We start from the raw sequence: 19,085 nt of genomic DNA on the forward strand, positions 1-19,085 counted from the left end.
ACAGGGCGCCCTCCCTGGAGAGTCCTGTGCCCCTGCCCGTCTCCCGCGATGACATCCGCGCCGCCCACGAGCGCATCCGCCCTCACATCCGCCGGACGCCCGTCTGGAACCTGCCGAGCGGGACGCTGGGCCACGATGGCCCGCTGAGCCTGAAGCTCGAGCTGTTCCAGCACGCGGGCTCGTTCAAGCCGCGCGGGGCCTTCAACACGCTGCTGACCCAGCCGATCCCCAAGGCGGGAGTGGCGGCGGCGTCGGGAGGCAACCACGGGGCGGCGGTGGCGTACGCGGCGAAGCAGCTGGGCATCCCGGCGCGCATCTTCGTGCCGGAGATCTCCAGCCCGGCGAAGGTGGAGATCATCCGCCGCTTCGGGGCCGAGGTCGTCATCGGCGGCCAGCGCTACGCCGACGCCCTGAGCGCCTGTGGCACGTACATCGCGGAGTCCGGAGCGCTGTCCATCCACGCGTACGACGCGGTGCCCACCATCCAGGGCCAGGGCACGGTGGCACTGGAGTGGGAGGAGGACGCGCCGGGGCTCGACACGGTGCTGGTGGCGGTGGGCGGCGGAGGGCTGATCGCGGGCATCGCGAGCGCCTGGGCGGGGCGAGGCGTCCGGGTGGTGGGCGTGGAGCCCGAGGGCTCCCGGGCGCTGCACGCGTCGCTCGAGGCCGGGCGCCCGGTGGACGTCACGGTGGAGTCGATCGCGGCGGACTCCCTGGGGGCGCGCAACACGGGGGAGCTTGTCTTCACCCTCGCGAAGGCGGCGGTGGATCACGTGGCGCTGGTGAAGGACGAGGCGATCCGGGAGGCGCAGCGGACGCTCTGGCGGGACTGGCGCCTGGCCTCGGAGCCGGGGGGCGCGACGGCCCTGGCGGCGCTGCTGTCCGGAGCGTACCGGCCCAAGCCGGGTGAGCGGGTGGGCGTGCTGCTCTGCGGCGCCAACGTGGAGCTGAGCAAGCTGGCGGCCCTCTTCACCTGAACCGTCAGGACGCTACAGCGCGCCCCTGACAGGCTGAGCCCACATGGGCTTTCATGGTATTCATGATATTCATGAAAGGGATTGAAGCGGAGGCTCCCCAGGGCCCCCGCCCCACCCTGGGGGATGATCCGCATGAGCGAGTCCCACGTGGATGTGCTGATCGTCACGGCGCTCAAGGAAGAGCTCGACGCAGTCCTGGAGCTCAGGTTCGACGGCCGGGGGCGCGACGGCTGGACGAGCGCGCGTGACCCGCATGGCTTCCCCTATTCCTGGCGCACCCTCCCCAACCAGCAGGGAGAGAACCTCCACGTGGCGGCGGCGTGGTCCGGCGACATGGGAGAGACGGCGGCGGCGGCCCGCTCCATCGCGCTCATCCAGCAGCTGAACCCCGCGTGCATCGCCATGAGCGGCATCTGCGCGGGCCGCCGCGGCAAGGTGTCCCTGGGGGACGTCATCGTGGCTGACCGGATCTTCAGCTACGACCACGGCAAGCTCGTCGCTGCGCACGAGGGCCACGGAGCGGACCTCTTCCACGACATCACCACCTACAACCTGGACCCGGCCTGGAGGATGGACGCGGCGTTCTTCGCGGAGGAGTTCACCCAGGCCCCGGGGCTCGAGAAGACGCGTCCTCTCTCCCTGGAGGCCCAACAGCGGTGGTTCCTCCGGGCGCTGGAGACCCATGAGCGCGGAGCCGCCCCCGCCCCCAACGAGCACCCCGACTGGCGAAGCCAGTGCCCGGACCTTGCCTCCTGCATTCGCGCGCTGCGGAAGTCCGGACTCATTGATCCGACGCCCGGCAAGCTCCAGCTGACGGAGAAAGGCCGGGGGCTGGCCGCCGAGGAGCGACTGATCGATCCCGACGGAAAGAGGACCGACGGGCCCTTCCGCGTCCACGTGGCGCCCATCGCCACGGGCAAGACCGTCCAGGAGGATCCGGAGCTGTTCGAGCGGCTGAGCCGGCACGTGCGCAAGGTGCTGGGCGCGGAGATGGAGGCCACGGCCATGGGATTCGTGGCCGAGCAGCTCGGCCGGCGCCTGCTCATCGCCAAGGCGGTCTCGGACTACGCCGACCACGACAAGGACGATGCCTTCCGCGACTTCGCCTGCCACGCGTCGGCTTCGTTCCTGCTGGCGTTCCTGCGCAAGCACCAGCGGCCGCACCCGTCCGCTTCGGCCTCGGGCTCCAGCGTCAAGGAGAGCCGTCCACCCGCGCTCCGGAGGGCCCGCGAGGACAGGCGCCAGGACGAGTTCCTGGCGCGAGTCGAGCAGGTCTGCGCCCTCCGCCATGCTCCCGGGACGCAGATCAAGCGCAAGCTCTTCGACGAGGCACCGGCTCCCTTCAACGAGCTGCTCGAAGTGACGATGTCTGAGGGAGGCGTCATCCAGAGCCTCCCCGTGGCCGCGCTCGAGCAACCCCTGACGGCCGAGCTGCTGACGGCCTTCCTGGACAGCATCCACGCCGAGTACCGGAAGCGGGAGCCCACGGTCATCTCGACGCTCGTCCACTCGGGCCCGTCAGCCCCCGAGGCGCTGTTGCGCCAGGCCCGCGCGCAGCAGGTGCGGCTGATCAGCTTCAGCGAGTACCAGGGGCTCTACGACTTCTCCAGCTACCTGCAGTGGCAGACCACCCGGCTGGAGAACGATCCCATCTATCCGCCCTCGCTCTACGTGGAGCAACAGGGCCAGGTGAGCATCGGGGGAGGAGCGCCCGAGCGCACGCAGGACGTGCTCCAGAAGCTGCTCGAAGTCCTCAACTCGCCCCACACGCGCTTCGCGCTCATCCTGGGAGACTTCGGCGCGGGGAAGACGTTCCTGCTCCACGAGCTGGCCCGGCGGATGGCTCCCGAGAAGGCCCTGGTGCCCGTGCTCATCGAGATGCGCTCGCTCCAGAAGCACGTCTCGCTCAAGCAGCTCATCGCGCAGCACTTCGCCGCGGCGGATCTCGGGCGGCTGGAGCCCGACAAGTTCCTCTACCTGCTCCGCTCGGGGCGGATCGCGCTCCTGTTCGACGGCTTCGACGAGCTCGCGCTCCGCGTGACGTACGACCAGGTGATGGAGCACTTCAACACCATCATCGAGGCCGTCCAGGGAGACGCCAAGGTCGTCATCACGAGCCGCACGCAGCACTTCCTGACGGACCAGCAGGTCAAGCGCCAGTTGGGAGAGCGCGCCGCCCTGCTCCCGGGCTACCGGCTCATCGAGCTGGAGCGCTTCAGCGAGCAGCAGGTCTGGCGCTTCCTGAAGCAGAAGCTGGGGAACCCCGCCGCCGCGGACGAGCGGATGAAGCTCCTCAAGGGCATCGATGATCTCCTCAGCCTGGCGGAGAACCCCCGCATGCTGAGCTTCATCGCGGAGCTGGAGGAGAGCACGCTCCGTGAGGCCCTCGCCAAGTCGGGCAAGCTCACCAAGGCGCACATCTACAAGGTCCTCATCCAGCGGTGGATCGACGGAGAGGTCCGCCGGATCCATCCTTCGGGAGCGCTCAAGGGACTGGATCAGCGGCAGATCTTCCGGGGCGCCACCGAGCTGGCGCTGCTGCTGTGGGAGCGGACAGACCGGTTCGTGGACATGCGCGAGCTGCCGGCGGCGATCCTCGAGGCCGTCAACGCCTACGGCCAGCACAAGCTCGATCGCGAGGTCATCCGCCACCAACTGGGCTCGGGCTCGCTCATGGTGCGAGACGCGGAGGGACGCTTCTCGTTCATCCACCAGTCCATCATGGAGTGGTTCGTCGCCGCGGAGGCCGCGCAGGAGATCCACCACAGCAAGGCCCCCACCGTCCTGGGGCGGAGGGAGATGAGCGAGCTGATGGCGGAGTTCTTCGTCACCCTCTCGCAGCCCGAGCTGGCGCGGCGCTGGGCCGAGGCCAAGGCGGCCTCCGCGGAGAGTGACATCCTCCGGGGGAACGCGCTGAAGGTGCTGCGCCAGTTCTCCAAGCTTCAGCTGGAGCCGCGCGCGAGCACCGGGGCCACGCCCTCGCGCAACCTGGAGCGCAGCGATCTGCACGGCCAGGATCTCTCCGGGGAGGATCTGCGCCGGGCCAACTTGAGCCGAGCCAACCTCTCGGGGGCCACGCTGGTGAACGCCAATCTGGTCGAGGCCCGCCTGGGCCAGGCCAACCTCAAGCGGGCCAACCTGGGGCAGGCGGTCCTGCGCGGCGCGGACCTCGCGGGCGCCGATCTGACGGGGGCGCGCCTGCTCGGGGCCGATCTGCGCGGCGCCCGGCTGCAGGGGGCGAGCCTGCACGGCGCCAAGCTCGTGGGCGCCCGGCTGGACTCCCTGGAGGACCTCCGGCTGTTCGGGGCGGCGCTGCCCGTCCCCAAGAACATCACCCCGACCCTGGGGCTCGCCTCACCGCTCCGGGCCGTCGTCTTCAGCCCAGCCGGCGAGTACCTGGCGACAGCCCATGCCGACGGCACAGTCCGCCTGTGGGATGCCGAGACGGGCCACTGCCAGCGCGTCTTCGAGGGCCACCTGGACGCCAGCTCCGGGCTCGCCTTCAGCCGGGATGGACGGCTGCTGGCCTCCGGCACCGATGCGGGGGCCGTCATCCTCTGGAGTGTGGAGCAGCTCCGTCCTCTCCACACCCTGTTGGGCCACAAGCAGGGCGTCACCGGAGTGGCCTTCAGTCCGGACAGCCTGCTGTTGGCGTCGAGCTCTCTGGACGGCACCCTCATCCTCTGGAGCGTGGAGGAGGGGCGCTCCGTGCGCCCCCTCGAGGGCCACAAGGGCGCCGTGCTGAGCGTGGCCTTCAGCCCGGACGGCAAGACGGTGGCCTCGGGCTCCGACGACCGGACCCTCACCCTCTGGCACGCGCACCAGGGCCGGCCCCTGCACACGCTGTCCGGGCACTGGGGCTCCATCCTCTCCCTGGCCTTCAGCCCGGACGGCCGGCTGCTCGCCTCGGGCTCGGAGGACAAGACCGTCATCCTCTGGAACGTGGAAGACGCCAAGCCGCTGCGCATGCTCGAGGGACACGCGGAGGCCATCCGGAGCGTGACCTTCAGCCCGGACGGCAGGACGCTGGCCTCGGGCTCGGAGGACAAGAGCACCATCCTCTGGAGCATCAAGCAGGCCATGGCGCTGACTTCGCTCAAGTCGCACACAGGCCCTGTCTGGAGCGTGGCCTTCAGCCCGGATGGAAAGACGCTGGCCTCGGGCTCCGACGACAAGACCGTCATCCTCTGGAGCGTGGAGCACGCCAAGCCACTGCGTGCCCTGCAGGACCATTCGAGCGCCGTACGCAGCGTGGCCTTCAGCGCGGACGGGAGGATCCACGCCCAGGGTTTCGAGGACGGCACCCTCATTCTCTGGAGCGTGCCGCAGGCGCGGCTGCTGCGCCTGCTCCAGGGCCACACCGAGTCCATCTCGAGCATCGCCATCAGCCCGGACGGCAAGACGCTGGCCTCCGCGACCCAGGGAGGACGCATCCTCTTATGGAGCGTGGAGCACGCCCGGCCCCTCAGCACGCTCCAGGGACACCGGGAGGCCGTGCTCAGCATGGCCTTCAGCCCGGATGGCAAGACGCTGGTCTCCGGCTCCAAGGACCAGACGCTGAGCTTCTGGAACGTGAGCGTGGGCACGCAGCTTCGCAGCCGCCAGCTGCACCGCGGCAGCGTCACCACGGTGGCCTTCAGCCCGGATGGCAAGACGCTGGCCTCGGGCTCGGATGACCGGAACATCCTGCTGTGGAGCGCGGAGCAGGGCACCTACCAGCGCACCCTCCGGGGACACTCGGGCCCGGTGCGCAGCATCACGTTCAGCCCGGACGGCACCACCCTGGCCTCGGGCTCGGATGAGGAGCCCCTGCTGCTGTGGAGCACGGATCAGGGACGCATCCTCCGCACCTTCTCAGGTACCTCCGGCTTCACCCTCAGCGTGGCGTTCAGTCCGGATGGCAAGGCGCTGGCCTCGGGCTCGGACAGCGGGGCGCTGGTGCTGTGGAGCGTGGAGAAGGGCAGCCGCCTGCGCACCTTCCCGGGAAACCGCGGCAGCGTCCTCCACGTGGCGTTCGGCCCGGAGGGTGCCTGGCTGTCCTCGGCCTCCGATGACGGGACGGCGCGCTACTGGGAGAGCGCCACGGGGCGGCCACTGGCCACGTTCCTGGGGCACCTGGATGGGTGCGTCGCGTTCCGGCCGGATGGGCACTTCAAGAGCGGAGGCGATGTCACAGGCATCTTCTGGCACGCCGTGAGCCTGTGCCGCTTCGAGCCCGGCGAGCTGGATCCCTACCTGCCGACGCCGCTGCGGCTGACGGACAAGGATCCGCTCTTCACCAAAGCCTGAGCGCCCAGCAGCGCGACGGCAGGGGCCCGCGAGGGCTCAGGCCGCGACGCGCAGATCCTTGAGCCGCAGGGACACGCGGCGCTGGCCGCGGAAGGTGTCCACGCCCACCTGGAAGGCGAGATCCACCGGGCCCTCCACGAGCGACAGCCGGTCCGCCATGCCGAAGCCGATGGCATCCACCTCTGGGGCATCCAAGAGGGCCAGCTTGAGGTGGGCCGAGCCATAGCCCGTCTTCGGGGTGAGGACGCGAGGCCGAGCCACCTGGTGCTTCAGCACGAGCACGGGCTCGGGATTGCCCTGTCCGAAGGGCCCGAGCTTCTGCAGGGCCTCCACGGCGCTCTCGTCCAGCTCGTTCGGAGTGACGACCGCATCCACCTTGCAGCGAGGGATGAGGTCCTCGGGTGTGAGGCGCTGCATGGCGATGCGCTCGAAGGCCTCGCGGAAGGCGGGCAGCCGGTCCGCCTCGATGGTGAGACCCGCGGCGTACTTGTGGCCGCCGAAGCGGGTGAGCATGTCCGAGCAGCCGCTGATCGCATCGTACAGGTGGAAGGCTTCGATGCTGCGAGCGGAGCCCTTCCCCACCCCGTCATTGACGCCGACCATGATGGTGGGACGGTGGAAACGCTCGACGACGCGCGAGGCGACGATGCCGATGACACCGGGGTGCCAGCCCTCGGCGTAGAGGACGAAGCCCCGCGAGTCCTTCCGCGTCTCGGCCTGCTTCAGCGCCTCGGTGAGGATGGTGCTCTCGATGCCCTGGCGCTCGGCGTTGGCGCGATCGAGCACCTGGGCCAGGCGCCGTGCCTCTTCGAGCGATTCGGCGGTGAGCATCTGCAGGCCGAGGGACGCGTCATGCAAGCGGCCCGCGGCGTTGATGCGAGGCCCGAGGCGGAAGCCGACCTGACCCGCCGTGACAGGCGCATCGGGCTCCATCCCCGCTGCTTCCTTGAGCGCCCGGACACCGGGGCGGCGAGCGGCGGTGAGCTCCTGGAGGCCATGGGCCACGAGGATGCGGTTGACGCCGGTGAGGGGGACCACGTCCGCGACGGTGGCCAGGGCGGCCAGGTCCATGAGGGCGCGGAGGTTGGGCTCCTTGCGGGTGGCAAAGAAGCCATCGTCCCGGAGCCGCTTGCGCAGGCCCATGCAGAGGTTGAAGGCGACGCCGGCGGCACAGAGCGTCTTCGTGGGGTACTCGCAGCCGGGCTGGTGCGGGTTGAGCACCGCGACAGCGGGGGGCAACGTGGCGGGTACCGTGTGGTGGTCCACAATCACCACATCCATGCCGAGATCCCGGGCGCGGGAGATCTCGACGTTGGCCGAGATGCCACAGTCCAGGGTGACCAGGACGCGCGTGCCCTCGGCTGCCAGCTTCTCCACCGCCTGAACGTTCAGGCCATAGCCCTCGCCCAACCGGTGAGGGATGTATGTGCCAGGCTGGGCACCCAACTCGCGAAGGAAGATGCTGAGCAGGGAGGTGGAGCAGACGCCGTCGACGTCGTAGTCGCCGTAGAGGGTGATCTTCTCGTGGGTGCGGAGGGCCCGGGTGATGCGCTCGACAGCGGCGCCCATGCCCTTCATTCGGAAGGGATCCGGCAGGTCCGCGAGTTTGTCAGAGAGGAAGGCGGAGGCAGCTTCAGGAGTGCGGAAGCCGCGGTGTGTGAGGATGCGAGCAGGCAGCGGATGCAGGCCGAGCTCACCGGCCAGCGCCTTCGCCTGCTGATCAACCGTCTCGGGTAACACCCACCGCACCGCGAGGCTCCTTCCCGGGTTGGGAGCTACAACCCGGGATCAACATCGATGAACAGGCATGACATTACCCCAATGGTCTGACCAAGGAAGCCCGACCCGAGGGATGACCTTTCCCCTCCTGAACATGCGTTCAGACGAGCGCTCGCCTGGCCCCTTGGGTGGGGACGCCGCCGAGTGCACGCGTGCGCAGCTTGAGTGCACACGAGGTGACTCAAGGAGGCAGGAATGATTCGGAGCGGACTGCGGGCGATGGCGCTGGTGGTGGGACTGGGGGTTGCGGGAACGGCGCTGGCGCAGGACGAAGGGCCGAAGGGCAAGGTGAAGGTGTTCCTGAAGGGCGGCGTGAGCGACTACACGGGCGACGTGGGCGACGGCATCGACACGGGCCCGGCGTGGGGTCTCACGGTGAACGTGCAGCCGCTGCGGCTGCTCGGGTTCGAGCTGGGCTACGAGGGCTCGAGGAACACCGTGTCGAACGATCTGCTGCCGGACGCGACGCTGACGCGCAACGGAGCGACGGGGCTGGTGAAGATCGCGCCGCCGTTCATCGACGTGGTGAAGCCGTTCGTGGCGGCGGGCTTGGGGGCCTCGTACATCTCGGCGAAGGGGGGGGCGGGGCTGTACGACTCGGACCTGGTGGAGGAGGTGCCGGTGGCGGCGGGCATCGAGTTCAACACGGGCAACCTGACGACGGGCGTGCGCGCGACGTACCGGTGGCTGGTGGACGAGAGCTTCGCGGAGAACACCGAGCCGGGCAATCCGCAGGGAGGCCTCTTCGACGCCGCGCTCACGATCGGCGGCCGCTTCTAGCGGCAGCGTGTGGCGGGGGGATGAGCCAGGCCCCCTGCTCCGCTTAGCCTCCCGTTACGTATCGTTGGCGAAGAGCTTCGGCGCGCTTCGCCAACTTGTCCCGTAAAGACTGGGGACGCAGGATCTCTGCTTCTTCACCAAAGCTCAGCACCCAAGCCTCCACCTCAGGGCACACGCACACGTCGAGGTGGATGTGAACCTCACCACCCAAGACCACCGCTCGCTGTGAGCGATGCCAGCGATGACTCTTCACATGCGCGGCCCAGCGCGCATGCAGCTTCAGTTCCACATGCTCGACGGGCTGGTCTTCCATCATGAAGATGCCGAAGCTCCGAGCAAAGACCTGTTCAGGATCGTACTCCGCTTTGGTGGGGTACTTGAAGGGGCGCCCTTCTGCCTCGGCGCTGCGAATGCGCGAGAAACGGAACGAACGGAGTTCCCCGGTACGCTCACGTCCAAGCAGGTAGAGCTGGTGGTTGTAGACGGCGAGTGACAGCGGCTCCACGCGTCTTGAGCGGACCACGCTAGCGAAATCCTCGTAATCGATACGAACCGGATACTGCTCCAGAAGTGCAGCGATGAGTTCATCGAGCTGAGCGCCCTTCTCGGGCAGAGAGATCTCTCCTCCCTGAGACAGGAAAACGAACTTCCGCTCGACCTCGCTGAAATCGCCACGCCGACGTGACTGCCGGAGGAGATGGTCGCGCGCATCACTGAAGGCTTTCTGATAGGGCGTCCCTTCGAACAAGGGCCCCAGACTCGCCCCGAAGCTCGCCCCGATGAGCACTGCGAGCGATGGCGGATCGGAGATTGCCGCAGCATCAAACCGGAAAACCCGGCGACGCCCCTCCTTCACCACCTTCACTCCTGGCAGACGTGCGATGGCCTTGAGCTGACGATCCGCCGAAACCGGTTGGATGCCGAGCGCTGCGGCAGCGCTGTTCCGATCATGGGACTTCCCGGCCATCAAGTCGGCGATGAGTTGCACCGTCCGATGGAGTTGGGTGAAGCGCCGCTTCTCCAAGTCGCTGCTCATGATCCTCAAATCCTCTGATGATCCTTAAAGGATCGCAATCTATCCGGTGACTTGCTTGCCCCCCAGCGCCGGTTACCTGTGAGACCACGCGTCAGCCTCTCTTTGGGCCTACGCGTCAGGTGCCCACGAACCTCATGGGTGGACCCTTGAGCAAACACCCCTGTGAGGACTGTGGAGAACACATGATCGACTACAATCCCGTACGCGTCCCCTGGCAGGAAGCCATGGACTCCTTGAAGCCAGCGCTTGACGGTTACCGAAGCCACTGGGACCGGGTCTACATCGGCGTGACGACCAGTCCCGAGGCTCGGTGGGCGCAGCACGCGGGCAACGGTTGGAACAAGATGCGGGTGCTCTACGAGGCGTTCAATCCATCCATCGCCAAGGAGCTCGAGCAGGATCTGATCGACTACGCCCGGCGGTGCAACTTCCGCGTGGCCATCGAGAACATCAACCCGGGCGGGGAAGGCATCCAGAGCCACTCACGGACTCACTGCCTCTACGTGCTGGTAGGCAACAAGCAGCAGGCCTGAGGTGAAGCGATGCGTTACCACTCTTCAGGTCCTGACTTTCTGATTGTCCCCTTTGATTACGTGTCGCACTACAACGCCGTCCAGCGCTTGGTCCGCCCTTGGGAGGTGGAACACCTCATCCAGCGGAATGCACCTCCCTCGCTGGCTCGGTACAGCCTCCCCGTCGCTGATCAGGTGGCCCAGTGGCTCCGTACCAAGTTCGCCAACCGCCAACTCTCGTATGCCTCGGACCCGAGCGGCCTGGACTGTTGGTATGCGCCCGCCACGACGCTCCGGCGGCGCGCGGGGGACTGCGAGGACCTCACGCTGCTCACAGTCTCGATTCTCCTGGCGGCAGGCGTCTCCGCTCGGGTGGCCATTGGAACACTCCCGGGTGGTGGGCACGCGTGGGTCGAGGGGGCGGATGAGCAGAGCGGCTTCCTCATCGAGGCCACCTCGGGCGAAATCCATCGGTACCGCCCCTCCGATTACAACTTGAGCTGGCACATCGATCCCCATCCAGCCCTGTTGCGTGTTGCATGAGAGGGCCCCACCTCTATTCACGAGGTGGGGCTCGGACCCCGGCGTCGCGGGGACCTCGGGCCTCTGCACCACTCGTGCACACGTCCGGTGGATAGCCCTCGACCCGGCAATACTCGTCCCGGAAGCCGCAGTACTTCTCCATGCCCTGGGCGCAGACCTCGCCCCAGCGCTTGGCCATCAGCTTCATGTCCTGGTTCATCTCCGCCTTCTCGCGCTGCTGCGGTGTCAGCCCCTGCCATTGCACCTCGCTGAGCGCCTCGAGTGACCGGGCTCGCTCCCGTAGCCGCACCGCCGCCTGCTCCTCTCCAAAGCCCTCGGCGATGTCCGCAGCGAGCACGCAGTACCGCGAGGGGATCCCCTCGCCCATCACGAGCCTCTCGCAAATGCGCTCCAAGCACGGCCGGAGCGCCGCGTAGAACCCCAGCTCGGAGCTCGGACTCCAGGGCCGTTCGGCCCAGGGGACTGCGATCTCGGGACACACGAGGCGGTAGTTGTTGGTCACCGCCATCATCTGATCCTTCATCCCCGCGAACGCGCTCTCGCACAGCGGATGGGGTTGGCTCCTCGGGGAAGTTCCCCCGTCGGGCCCACCGAGCTGCTCGCACATCCGGCTCATGCACTCCACGCTCGCCAGCGACAGCACGATCTGCCGGGGCTGGCCTCCGTCACCCCAGGTGAGCGCGGCAAGCTTGGGACAGTTGCGCGAGATCTCGGTCCGCATCTGCTCTCGGAGCGTGTCTTCGAGCATCGACGGCAAGGGGCTCTGTCCTGCCGCGGCACCTGGGGCTGGCCTGTTCGTGTAGTACACCACCAGGCGGATGCCCAACGTGACCACGATGGCTCCCAAGGACAGGATCACCACCAGCCACGCGAACCACGGGAAGCGCTCCTTCCGAGGGGCCCGTGGAGGCTTCTTCCCTCCAGACCGCGGCTTTTTCCGGGCGGCGAGCACCACGGGCACCACCACCCCGAGGGTCCACAGCCACGAGGAGTCATCCGTCGAGAACATCCTGAAACTGTACGTCATCCGAAGTGGGCTCGGAGTTCTCTCGAAGCCACCTGACAGAGCGGCATGACGCCAGCCTACTCGTTGGGTAGGCTGCGCACGGGCGGATCTGGCCGCCCCATCACGCCGAGTTACGCGATGACGGACACCCCCTCCCCCGCCTCTCTCATGCCTGGGGCTCTCGTCGGCCCCTGGCGAATCAAGGGCTATGCCGGCCGTGGCTCCTATGGCCTGGTCTTCCGGGCCCGGCTCGCCGCACAGCCCGACTCGCCTCCAGCGGCGTTGAAGATGGCCGTCTTCCCGGAGACCCGCGCTTCCATCAAGAGGCCACCTTCCTTCAGGATCTTGAAGTGGACCCGGGGCGGTAGCCAATGGAGTTGCACCCAAACGCATGTCGTCAAATGGCTGGGGAGTGATGCGCTAGAGGCTCCTGCCGTCATGGAAGAAAATGCCCCTTGCCTCTCGATGGATGCACCATGAGAACGCTTCTGCCAGTTCTGACCGGTCTTCTCCTTGTCACGTGTGTCAGGAGTCCGGTTCCTCGCCCGCTCCCCCCGTATGCTCCATCCATTAAATTCCCGCATGCGTTGAGGTCCCCCGGGCTGCTGCTCGGTCAATCCGAGCAGCGGGTGCGAATGGATGGCGCGATCGTCCAGGCCATGATGATTGCCGCCAAGGACTTCATCCCGTCACCCTCCGAGCAGTTCCCCTGCTGGACGAAGCCGGAGCACTTTCTTTTCGACGTCATTCGCAAAGGGGACATCATCTTCGTTTCGATCTCCCCAGATTACTTTGCTCAAGGGTGTGAGCGATACACCGCGCCGTTGGACTGGGGGGCCAAGTACGCCATCAGCACCGATGGCCGCATCCTCACGCAGGAAGATGGCTCCGATGATGGGCCCGAATGGGAATCTCCACCCTCATCCCCGGATGCTGGCACGGATGACCACGCAGCCCATCGCCGAGTATACAATCTCAGCGATCTCGACCGCATGGACTCGGCACCCGTGGAGGACCCGCCGTTTTTTACGCGTCCAGAGTGGCAGGCCCAGCACCCCTGGCCTCCGTCGCGCAAGCCTCGCACACCCGCGTTGCCCGATGGAGGAACGCCCGATGGAGGCGTTCACTCGGATGGCGGCTCCCCAGCAGTTCCTCCCCGATAACAGGGCCGGCACTGTCGTCCCCCTCGCCTAGGTAGCGGCTGCTCCGGGGTGAACGCCTCGTCGGGTTCAAGGCCCATTGAGGACAGAAGACCGAGGCCGGAAGTCGCTGGGCACCCAGCGGGTTCCTGCCTCAATGTTCTTTCATATTGCGTGCTCCCTCATACCTGACAGAGCGGCATGACGCCAGCCTACTCGTTGGGTAGGCTGCGCGAGGGCGGATCTGGCCGCCCCATCACGCCGAGTTACGCGATGACGGACACCCCCTCCCCCGCCTCTCTCATGCCTGGGGCTCTCGTCGGCCCCTGGCGCATCGAGGGCTATGCCGGCCGTGGCTCCTATGGCCTGGTCTTCCGGGCCCGGCTCGCCGCACAGCCCGACTCGCCTCCAGTGGCGCTGAAGGTGGCCGTCTTCCCAGGAGACCCGCGCTTCCGTCGCGAAGCCACCTTGTTGGAGAAACTCCAGCATTCGTCGGTGCCTCGGCTCCTGGACCAGGGGGAGTGGCATGCTTCGGCCGACGCCGTTCACCCGTACATCGCCATGCAGTGGATTCACGGCCTGCCGCTATACGAGTGGGCACGCCACCATCCGGTCTCTCCGCGTCAGGCACTCCTGGTCGTGGCCCAGATAGCCGATGCCCTGGCGCTGTTGCACCAGATGGAAGGCCTGCACCGTGACCTCAAAGGCGACAACATCCTGGTTGACGCTCAAGGCCGAGCGGTGCTCATCGACTTCGGATCGGGCACTTGGAAAGGGGCGCCGCCTCTGACGCAGAGCCTGATGCCCCCCAACACGCCAGAGTACCGCAGTCCTCAGGCGCTGCGCTTCCACTGGAAGCACTGGGACACCCTCGAGGCTCGCTACGAGCCGACAGCGGCCGACGACCTGTATGCGCTGGGCGTCACCGCCTACAAATTGGTGACGCGCGTCTATCCGCCTCCGGGAACGAGTCCGGAGGACATCAAGCAGCGGCTGCAGACACCGCCTCCCCGGCGTCTGCCCGCGCAGGCGCTCAACAGCCGCGTGGGGCCGGAGTTCTCCGCACTCATCGAGCGCATGTTGGCGGAAGTTCCCCAGCAACGTGCTTCCTCACGAGAAGTAGCAGAGGAAGGGATGACCACCGCCCGGCAGCTGGGCTCCAGCGCCAACGCTCCGCTCTTCACCGTGGACCGGCCCACTGCTGCAGTTCCCTGCGTGCTCGCTCCCGTTGTGCCAGCAACCCACTTGGAGCGGCCCACCGCTGCCGCTCCGCCGGCTGCTCCTGCCCGAGCACATATCGAATCCCCAGAGTTCCCTGTGGGCTTGCGCTCCGCGTTGGCCCCAATCTTGGTGCTCCTCACAGCGCTCAGCGTCGTATGGGTGAGCCATGCTGATCGCCCTGCGTGGCTCACGCCCCTGGAGGAACAGTCAGATGGAGGGGTTGCTCCGGACGGGGGAACACGCGGACTGGGAGAGGACGCGCTGGCCTCTCGGGTGGATGCCCAGCAAGCCCCTCTGGTCGCCAGGGTCATCTCCGAAAATCTGCTCAAACAGCCGCTGCCTGGGCAACGCAAGCCTCCTTGCCGCGGTGAAGACGTGGAAGTGATTCATGGGGCCTGCTGGATACTCCGGAAGGGAGTTCGCCCTCCCTGCGGCGATGATGGGTATCTGTGGCAAGGCGCGTGCTACGTCCCCTTGCTCGGCAACGCGCGAACGCCGACCACCGACAAGCCACAGCAGTAGCGCTCGATCATTGGCGCATGTGGGCCCTGGCAGGCAGTCCCTGTCCTCCCGCGGAACGAAGCGTGAGGGTAGGCGAGGCGACGTGCGCTCTGACTGACTATTGGCAGAGCCTGCGCATCCAGCGGCGCAACGGTTCTTTGTCGAGAGAGAACCAGCCGGTGCGCTCCTCTAAGAAGAAGGGCTCGAGCAGCAGCGCCAACTCGCGATATTGGGCCGGGTAGAACTTCTTCTCAGTGTCGATGGTCTCAGGCCACTCGGTGAGGGTGATCAGCAGGCGATCGCCGTCGAGGGGCTGGAAGGAGACATCCGGGAAGGGGAGCTTCTGGTGCAGGGCCTCGGGGCCACCGAGCTGGCCGAGCAGGGGCTGGCCCAGGAAGGTAAGCCAGTAGGCGCCTCGGGCACGGGTGCCGATGACCCGGCTCGTGTCTTCGAGGTGGTAGAGATCCAGGCCCAGGTAGCGAGAGAGGAGTGGGAGGAGCTCCCAGCGGGCGGCGTACCACATGCCATGGGGAGAGATGACGGCGAGGCTGGCGTAGCCGAAGCTGAAGGGCAGCTCGCGTGCGAGTTCCAGGACCAGGGTGCGCAGATGGCCTGGGCCGCGCTCCATGAGGTACTCGGTGGGAAAGGTAAAAGACACCCCACTGGTCCAACTCTCGTCGTGAGAGAAGTTCGGATCATCGAGCTGCCGGCCCCGGTACTCGAAGTGGTAACCGCCCACTTCGCTCGCATCCTCCTCGAGATCGACATAGCAGGCGGCAGCCCCCTTGCGCTCAAGGATTTGCCAGCGGATGTGCGCCCAGCCCTTGTCATCGAGCGGGAGGGTGTCGCCATCGTCCGAGCCGTACCAAGCCAGCGACTGTGGGGGGGTGGCACGGCGGTAAGCCTGCAGGGCCCGCCACACGGCGGGGGCCACCTCGTGGTGTGAGCTGCGCATGAAGAAGCAGAGAACGACGCCATCGCGGGCCACCGACCTGCCGTACTTGCTCCGCAGGCGGATGACGGGAATGCTCTCCCTCATCGAGCCATGCCCCCTTGTGGCGAAATAATCCAGGCTTCCCCCCCAAGCGCCTCCTTGTAGATTTCACCCTGGGTGCGGCCGAAATAGGCGCTGTCCTCTCGATAACGCGTCCATCGCGGCTCATTGGTCTCAGGACAGGGAAACTTGAAGTCCAGGGTGAGTACGGACCGCAGCAAGCTGCTGCGGTCGACATGAAGGACGATGTCAGGCTCGATGGTGCGCCACAGTTCACGGGTGCAGCCTTGAGCGATCAGGCGCGCCACCTCTTGCTTGCTGACGGGCTCGAGGAACTTCGCGTTGGGGTAGTAGCGGTAGCGCTGCTGGATGCTGAAGGGGGCAGGCCAGAGCTGCTCAAGCACCTGCTGAGCGCATTGGAAGGCAACGGTATGTTTCAGCTCTCCCAGGTACATGGCGCGGGAGATGGGGACGGCGCAGCCGTCGGCGAACACCTCCTCGCCGCACTCTTGGCGGGTGGGGGAGCGGTTGCCGAAGAACTGGGAGTTGACCTGGCGCTCGGCCAGCCTGGCGCACTCGACGAGCTGTTCCTCGAGCTCACCTACTGCGTTGTCGTTCTCAAGCAAGGCAAGCAGTGCGGGGACAGACCGGCCGAGGATGGAGGCTACGGCCGCAGTGGTGGTGGGGGCTGCGGAGCTCCCCCCCGCGATGACGGCGGAGGCATGGGTCATCTTTGCGGCCGTCTCCGAGTCGAGGCGCAAGTCCCTGCGCGAGGAGCGTTGGGGGGTGGCACAGGCTGCGAGGACAGCACAGGCCATCCACAGGTGTACGAGCGTCCAGCGCACGGTTCGGCGGGAGCGGAGCATGGATGGGAGGAATCAAAGGGGACCCTGGCGCTCACGTCAACCGCTCGCCCACGCGTGGACAAGGCCGAAGCCACAAGAGGCGAGCCCACCACCCACCTGCCGGTGACCCCGAGGGGGACTCCCCGCTGGAGGTTGCTCAGGATGAGATCCACACCCGAGACGCCATCCGGAGTTTTTATTACCTGCGCTTTTTCCGGCGGATTTTCCCCTCGTGCGGACTTTCGGGGGGCGCCTCGGGAAGGCTCGGAAGGTCCAGTTCTGGAAGACTGGAGATGTCATCCAAGGGAAGGCTGAGCTGGTACTGCTCCCCTTCGAGCTCCAGCTCCGCGTAAGCTGTGATGGAACCGAACGAGGCACTCACGAAGAAGTCCGCGATCGCCCGTCCATGGGTTGAGCGCACGGTCTTCTGAATTTCGGGAGTCAGCAGGAAGCGCACGGACTGGGGGAGCGGCGCTCTCTTCGCGTCGTGGGATTGAAGGACGAGCCGGATGCCTCTCTTCTCGGTCGCACCCAGCCTCCACCCCACCAGTTCCCACGGCCGCCCCCGTGTCCGATCCCGATGCTCACGCGGCATCCGGGCAATCAGGTTGGGATGGAGCACTCGCTTGTAGAGCGGCGTGCGAAGCACATACGCGTCGGGCTTCGTCCGGCAAATGAGTCCCTGCCCCATGAGAAGCGGTGCATACTCGTGGCTGAGAGCCAACGAGTATCCCTTGCCGAGTTCCTGCAGAACCTCTGTCACCACAGGGGCTTGCTCACTGAGCCACTGACGAACCCTGGCCATCTCCGGATCGAAGATCCGAAACCACGCTTCACTCTCGAAGCGCATGAGATCCTCCAGGGACCACTCCTGCTGGCGTGCGCCCTGGAGCGCCATCTCCGCCAGGTGGAGACTTCCTCCCGTCCAGAGGAGGAACTCCTGCACTCCCTCCTCCGAGAGCCGCACTCCGTACATCCTGCGGAGAGACAGCACCTCTTGCTCATCCAGGTCCCCAAGCCTCACTTCATCCGCATGGGGAGAGCGAGGCGTATCTGGCCGACATGCAAGTAAGAGACGGGCCCCACTGTTTGTGAGGTCTTCCTGCAGGGAAAGAATCGTCATGGGGTTCAGCGCAAGCGTAAGAGGGGGCTGCTCGCCCGGCATCCTCCAAGCATGAAGCCGATGAAAGTTGCAGATACCCACAACGACCATCGTCTCGGGCAGCCTGCTCCTCCCCTCCTGCTCCACCCGTTTGATACGGGACGCGAAGAACTTCAGAAAGTCATGCGGATCCAGTTCCTGGGGGAGCCGTGAGGGAACATCGAACAGGAAGAACTGCATGGGCACATTGTGTCGCTCCCCGTGCAGCCCAACGCTCCTCAAGAGCGTGGCACTGGCCTGGCCGTGGTAGCCCACCACATGAAGGATGGGCACGTTCGCACTGATGAGGCGGTCGAGAATGACTCGAGCCTCCTTCCGCTCGATGGAGAGCGGAGGAAGCGAGAGTTCCAAGGGTTGTATCGCATCAAGAAGCAGGTGCTGGTGATCCCTTCCCTCCACTGCGCCGCGAGCCAGGAGAATCTCCCAGGTCTTCTCGAACTTCTCGAAGCTCCGCCGGGCCATTCTCCGCAAGAGAGTTCTCGGAAAGTCCCCCTCTGTCTCGCGCCAAGCCTGCGTCACGAGCTGATCAATGACCTGAGCGCCGAAGTGCTGGCGCAGTTCCCAGAAAACCGCTCCCCAGACCTCCCCAAGTTCCGGAATCGTCGAGTCCCGCCGCTGAGCGAACCTCAACCGGTTGTCTAGGTGCCGGAACGGTGTCGGGTAGCCAGGAAGCTCGGCCTCTTTGACGCCAAAACGCGGGTCATTCTTGTAACTGCACACCAGATAGTCCGCGAGACCGGACTCCACAGCGGCAAGCGTCTCGGTGGTCCCCAGCGACTCGGGCATCAGGACATGATGCGCGTACTGGCGCAGCAGGGTGTCCTCCAAGAGGAGGCTGCCGTACATCAGCGGAGGCCCAAGCTCACGACGGTCGAACCAGGTGATCTCTGGACTGTCGAACCAGAAGACCCCTGGATTGTCGGTGGAGCCATGAACCAGGAGCGGTGCAATCCCGCCCTCCAAGATTCCATTCCGGACGAGGTACTTTTGGAAGTCCGCCACGACCTTCCGGATCCGCTTGCGCAGGTCCTGCGAGATGGTGTCCTCGAAGATCAGACCGGCGTCTGGGACCTCTGAAGGCTCGTCCGGCGCCTGAGTCCTGATCGGAATCTGCAGGGTGGGCAGTTCGACAGGGGCGGGCTTGGCTGCGATCTCGATGTCTCGCAGCACCACCGTGTGGACCGTCATCCCATGACGGTTCACGAAGTGGAGGGTGATCGTTCCTTTCTGGAGCGGATCCTTCGCCGTGAGCAGGAAGGCCGCCGGGCCGTAGCTGCCTCCAAAGCGGTGCAGCACGATGC

General features: G+C 66.5%; 13 protein-coding genes. 7 read left to right on the forward strand and 6 right to left on the reverse strand.

All coding sequences use genetic code 11. From position 1 onward, the window contains the following. Window positions 1–26: 26 nt before the first annotated feature. Together DB31_RS25870 and DB31_RS45175 are read left to right on the forward strand one after the other, a co-directional pair. On the forward strand, window positions 27–977 hold the full coding sequence (locus tag DB31_RS25870; RefSeq protein WP_240486890.1) for a threonine/serine dehydratase: 951 nt from the start codon (window positions 27–29) through the stop codon (window positions 975–977). Between the two features lie 132 nt (window positions 978–1,109). Next, entirely contained in the window at window positions 1,110–6,266 is a 5,157-nt protein-coding gene (locus DB31_RS45175; protein ID WP_169787097.1) for a pentapeptide repeat-containing protein, read from the forward strand. A gap of 36 nt (window positions 6,267–6,302) precedes the next feature. Here the strand turns inward: DB31_RS45175 and recJ are convergent, their stop codons facing one another. Beyond that, window positions 6,303–8,015 carry a single-stranded-DNA-specific exonuclease RecJ gene (gene recJ / locus DB31_RS25880; RefSeq protein WP_044192368.1) on the reverse strand — a complete coding sequence of 571 codons (1,713 nt, stop codon included), beginning with the start codon at window positions 8,013–8,015 and terminating at the stop codon, window positions 6,303–6,305. Between the two features lie 225 nt (window positions 8,016–8,240). Between recJ and DB31_RS25885 the strand changes: the two genes are divergently transcribed. Further along, the gene (locus DB31_RS25885) at window positions 8,241–8,825 is read left to right on the forward strand and encodes an outer membrane beta-barrel protein (RefSeq protein ID WP_044192370.1); all 585 of its coding nucleotides are present in this window, start codon (window positions 8,241–8,243) and stop codon (window positions 8,823–8,825) included. A 43-nt stretch (window positions 8,826–8,868) separates the two neighbouring features. On the opposite strand, the gene DB31_RS25890 is transcribed toward DB31_RS25885, so the two are convergent. Further along, the gene (locus tag DB31_RS25890) at window positions 8,869–9,861 is read right to left on the reverse strand and encodes a helix-turn-helix transcriptional regulator (RefSeq protein WP_044192373.1); all 993 of its coding nucleotides are present in this window, start codon (window positions 9,859–9,861) and stop codon (window positions 8,869–8,871) included. A 182-nt stretch (window positions 9,862–10,043) separates the two neighbouring features. On the opposite strand from DB31_RS25890, the gene DB31_RS25895 reads away from it, so the two are divergent. Continuing rightward, window positions 10,044–10,394 (forward strand): GIY-YIG nuclease family protein, encoded by a 351-nt coding sequence (locus DB31_RS25895; protein ID WP_044192375.1) that lies wholly within the window; start codon window positions 10,044–10,046, stop codon window positions 10,392–10,394. Window positions 10,395–10,403: 9 nt separating this feature from the next. After that, window positions 10,404–10,916 carry a transglutaminase-like domain-containing protein gene (locus DB31_RS25900; RefSeq protein ID WP_044192377.1) on the forward strand — a complete coding sequence of 171 codons (513 nt, stop codon included), beginning with the start codon at window positions 10,404–10,406 and terminating at the stop codon, window positions 10,914–10,916. Between the two features lie 13 nt (window positions 10,917–10,929). Here the strand turns inward: DB31_RS25900 and DB31_RS25905 are convergent, their stop codons facing one another. Continuing rightward, entirely contained in the window at window positions 10,930–11,943 is a 1,014-nt protein-coding gene (locus DB31_RS25905; protein ID WP_157232170.1) for a hypothetical protein, read from the reverse strand. Between the two features lie 614 nt (window positions 11,944–12,557). On the opposite strand from DB31_RS25905, the gene DB31_RS49100 reads away from it, so the two are divergent. Together DB31_RS49100 and DB31_RS25910 are read left to right on the forward strand one after the other, a co-directional pair. Continuing rightward, entirely contained in the window at window positions 12,558–13,085 is a 528-nt protein-coding gene (locus DB31_RS49100; RefSeq protein WP_157232171.1) for a hypothetical protein, read from the forward strand. Between the two features lie 249 nt (window positions 13,086–13,334). Further along, a complete protein-coding gene (locus DB31_RS25910) occupies window positions 13,335–14,804 on the forward strand; it encodes a serine/threonine-protein kinase (RefSeq protein ID WP_044192381.1) in 1,470 nt (489 codons plus the stop codon). Between the two features lie 97 nt (window positions 14,805–14,901). Here the strand turns inward: DB31_RS25910 and DB31_RS25915 are convergent, their stop codons facing one another. The 3 genes from DB31_RS25915 to DB31_RS25925 all read right to left on the reverse strand — a co-directional run bounded on the left by DB31_RS25915 (window position 14,902) and on the right by DB31_RS25925 (window position 18,972). Continuing rightward, complete coding sequence (locus tag DB31_RS25915) at window positions 14,902–15,822, reverse strand: type VI immunity family protein (protein WP_044192382.1); 921 nt, start codon at window positions 15,820–15,822, stop codon at window positions 14,902–14,904. Next, the gene (locus tag DB31_RS25920) at window positions 15,819–16,403 is read right to left on the reverse strand and encodes a hypothetical protein (protein ID WP_240486891.1); all 585 of its coding nucleotides are present in this window, start codon (window positions 16,401–16,403) and stop codon (window positions 15,819–15,821) included. Before DB31_RS25920 ends, DB31_RS25915 begins: the two co-directional genes overlap by 4 nt. A 418-nt stretch (window positions 16,404–16,821) precedes the next feature. Further along, the gene (locus DB31_RS25925; protein WP_157232172.1) at window positions 16,822–18,972 is read right to left on the reverse strand and encodes a hypothetical protein; all 2,151 of its coding nucleotides are present in this window, start codon (window positions 18,970–18,972) and stop codon (window positions 16,822–16,824) included. Between the last annotated feature and the right edge of the window lie 113 nt (window positions 18,973–19,085).

The organism is Hyalangium minutum, from assembly GCF_000737315.1.
GTDB classification, from domain to species: Bacteria; Myxococcota; Myxococcia; order Myxococcales; family Myxococcaceae; genus Hyalangium; species Hyalangium minutum.

Excerpts from the sequence above, each read along its gene's own strand:
- DB31_RS45175 (WP_169787097.1), top strand. The coding sequence starts at position 1,110 with ATGAGCGAGTCCCACGTGGATGTGCTGATCGTCACGGCGCTCAAGGAA.
- DB31_RS25885 (WP_044192370.1), top strand. The coding sequence starts at position 8,241 with ATGATTCGGAGCGGACTGCGGGCGATGGCGCTGGTGGTGGGACTGGGG.
- DB31_RS25890 (WP_044192373.1), bottom strand. The coding sequence starts at position 9,861 with ATGAGCAGCGACTTGGAGAAGCGGCGCTTCACCCAACTCCATCGGACG.
- DB31_RS25895 (WP_044192375.1), top strand. The coding sequence starts at position 10,044 with ATGATCGACTACAATCCCGTACGCGTCCCCTGGCAGGAAGCCATGGAC.
- DB31_RS25900 (WP_044192377.1), top strand. The coding sequence starts at position 10,404 with ATGCGTTACCACTCTTCAGGTCCTGACTTTCTGATTGTCCCCTTTGAT.
- DB31_RS25905 (WP_157232170.1), bottom strand. The coding sequence starts at position 11,943 with ATGACGTACAGTTTCAGGATGTTCTCGACGGATGACTCCTCGTGGCTG.
- DB31_RS49100 (WP_157232171.1), top strand. The coding sequence starts at position 12,558 with ATGGATGGCGCGATCGTCCAGGCCATGATGATTGCCGCCAAGGACTTC.
- DB31_RS25910 (WP_044192381.1), top strand. The coding sequence starts at position 13,335 with ATGACGGACACCCCCTCCCCCGCCTCTCTCATGCCTGGGGCTCTCGTC.
- DB31_RS25915 (WP_044192382.1), bottom strand. The coding sequence starts at position 15,822 with ATGAGGGAGAGCATTCCCGTCATCCGCCTGCGGAGCAAGTACGGCAGG.
- DB31_RS25925 (WP_157232172.1), bottom strand. The coding sequence starts at position 18,972 with ATGACGGTCCACACGGTGGTGCTGCGAGACATCGAGATCGCAGCCAAG.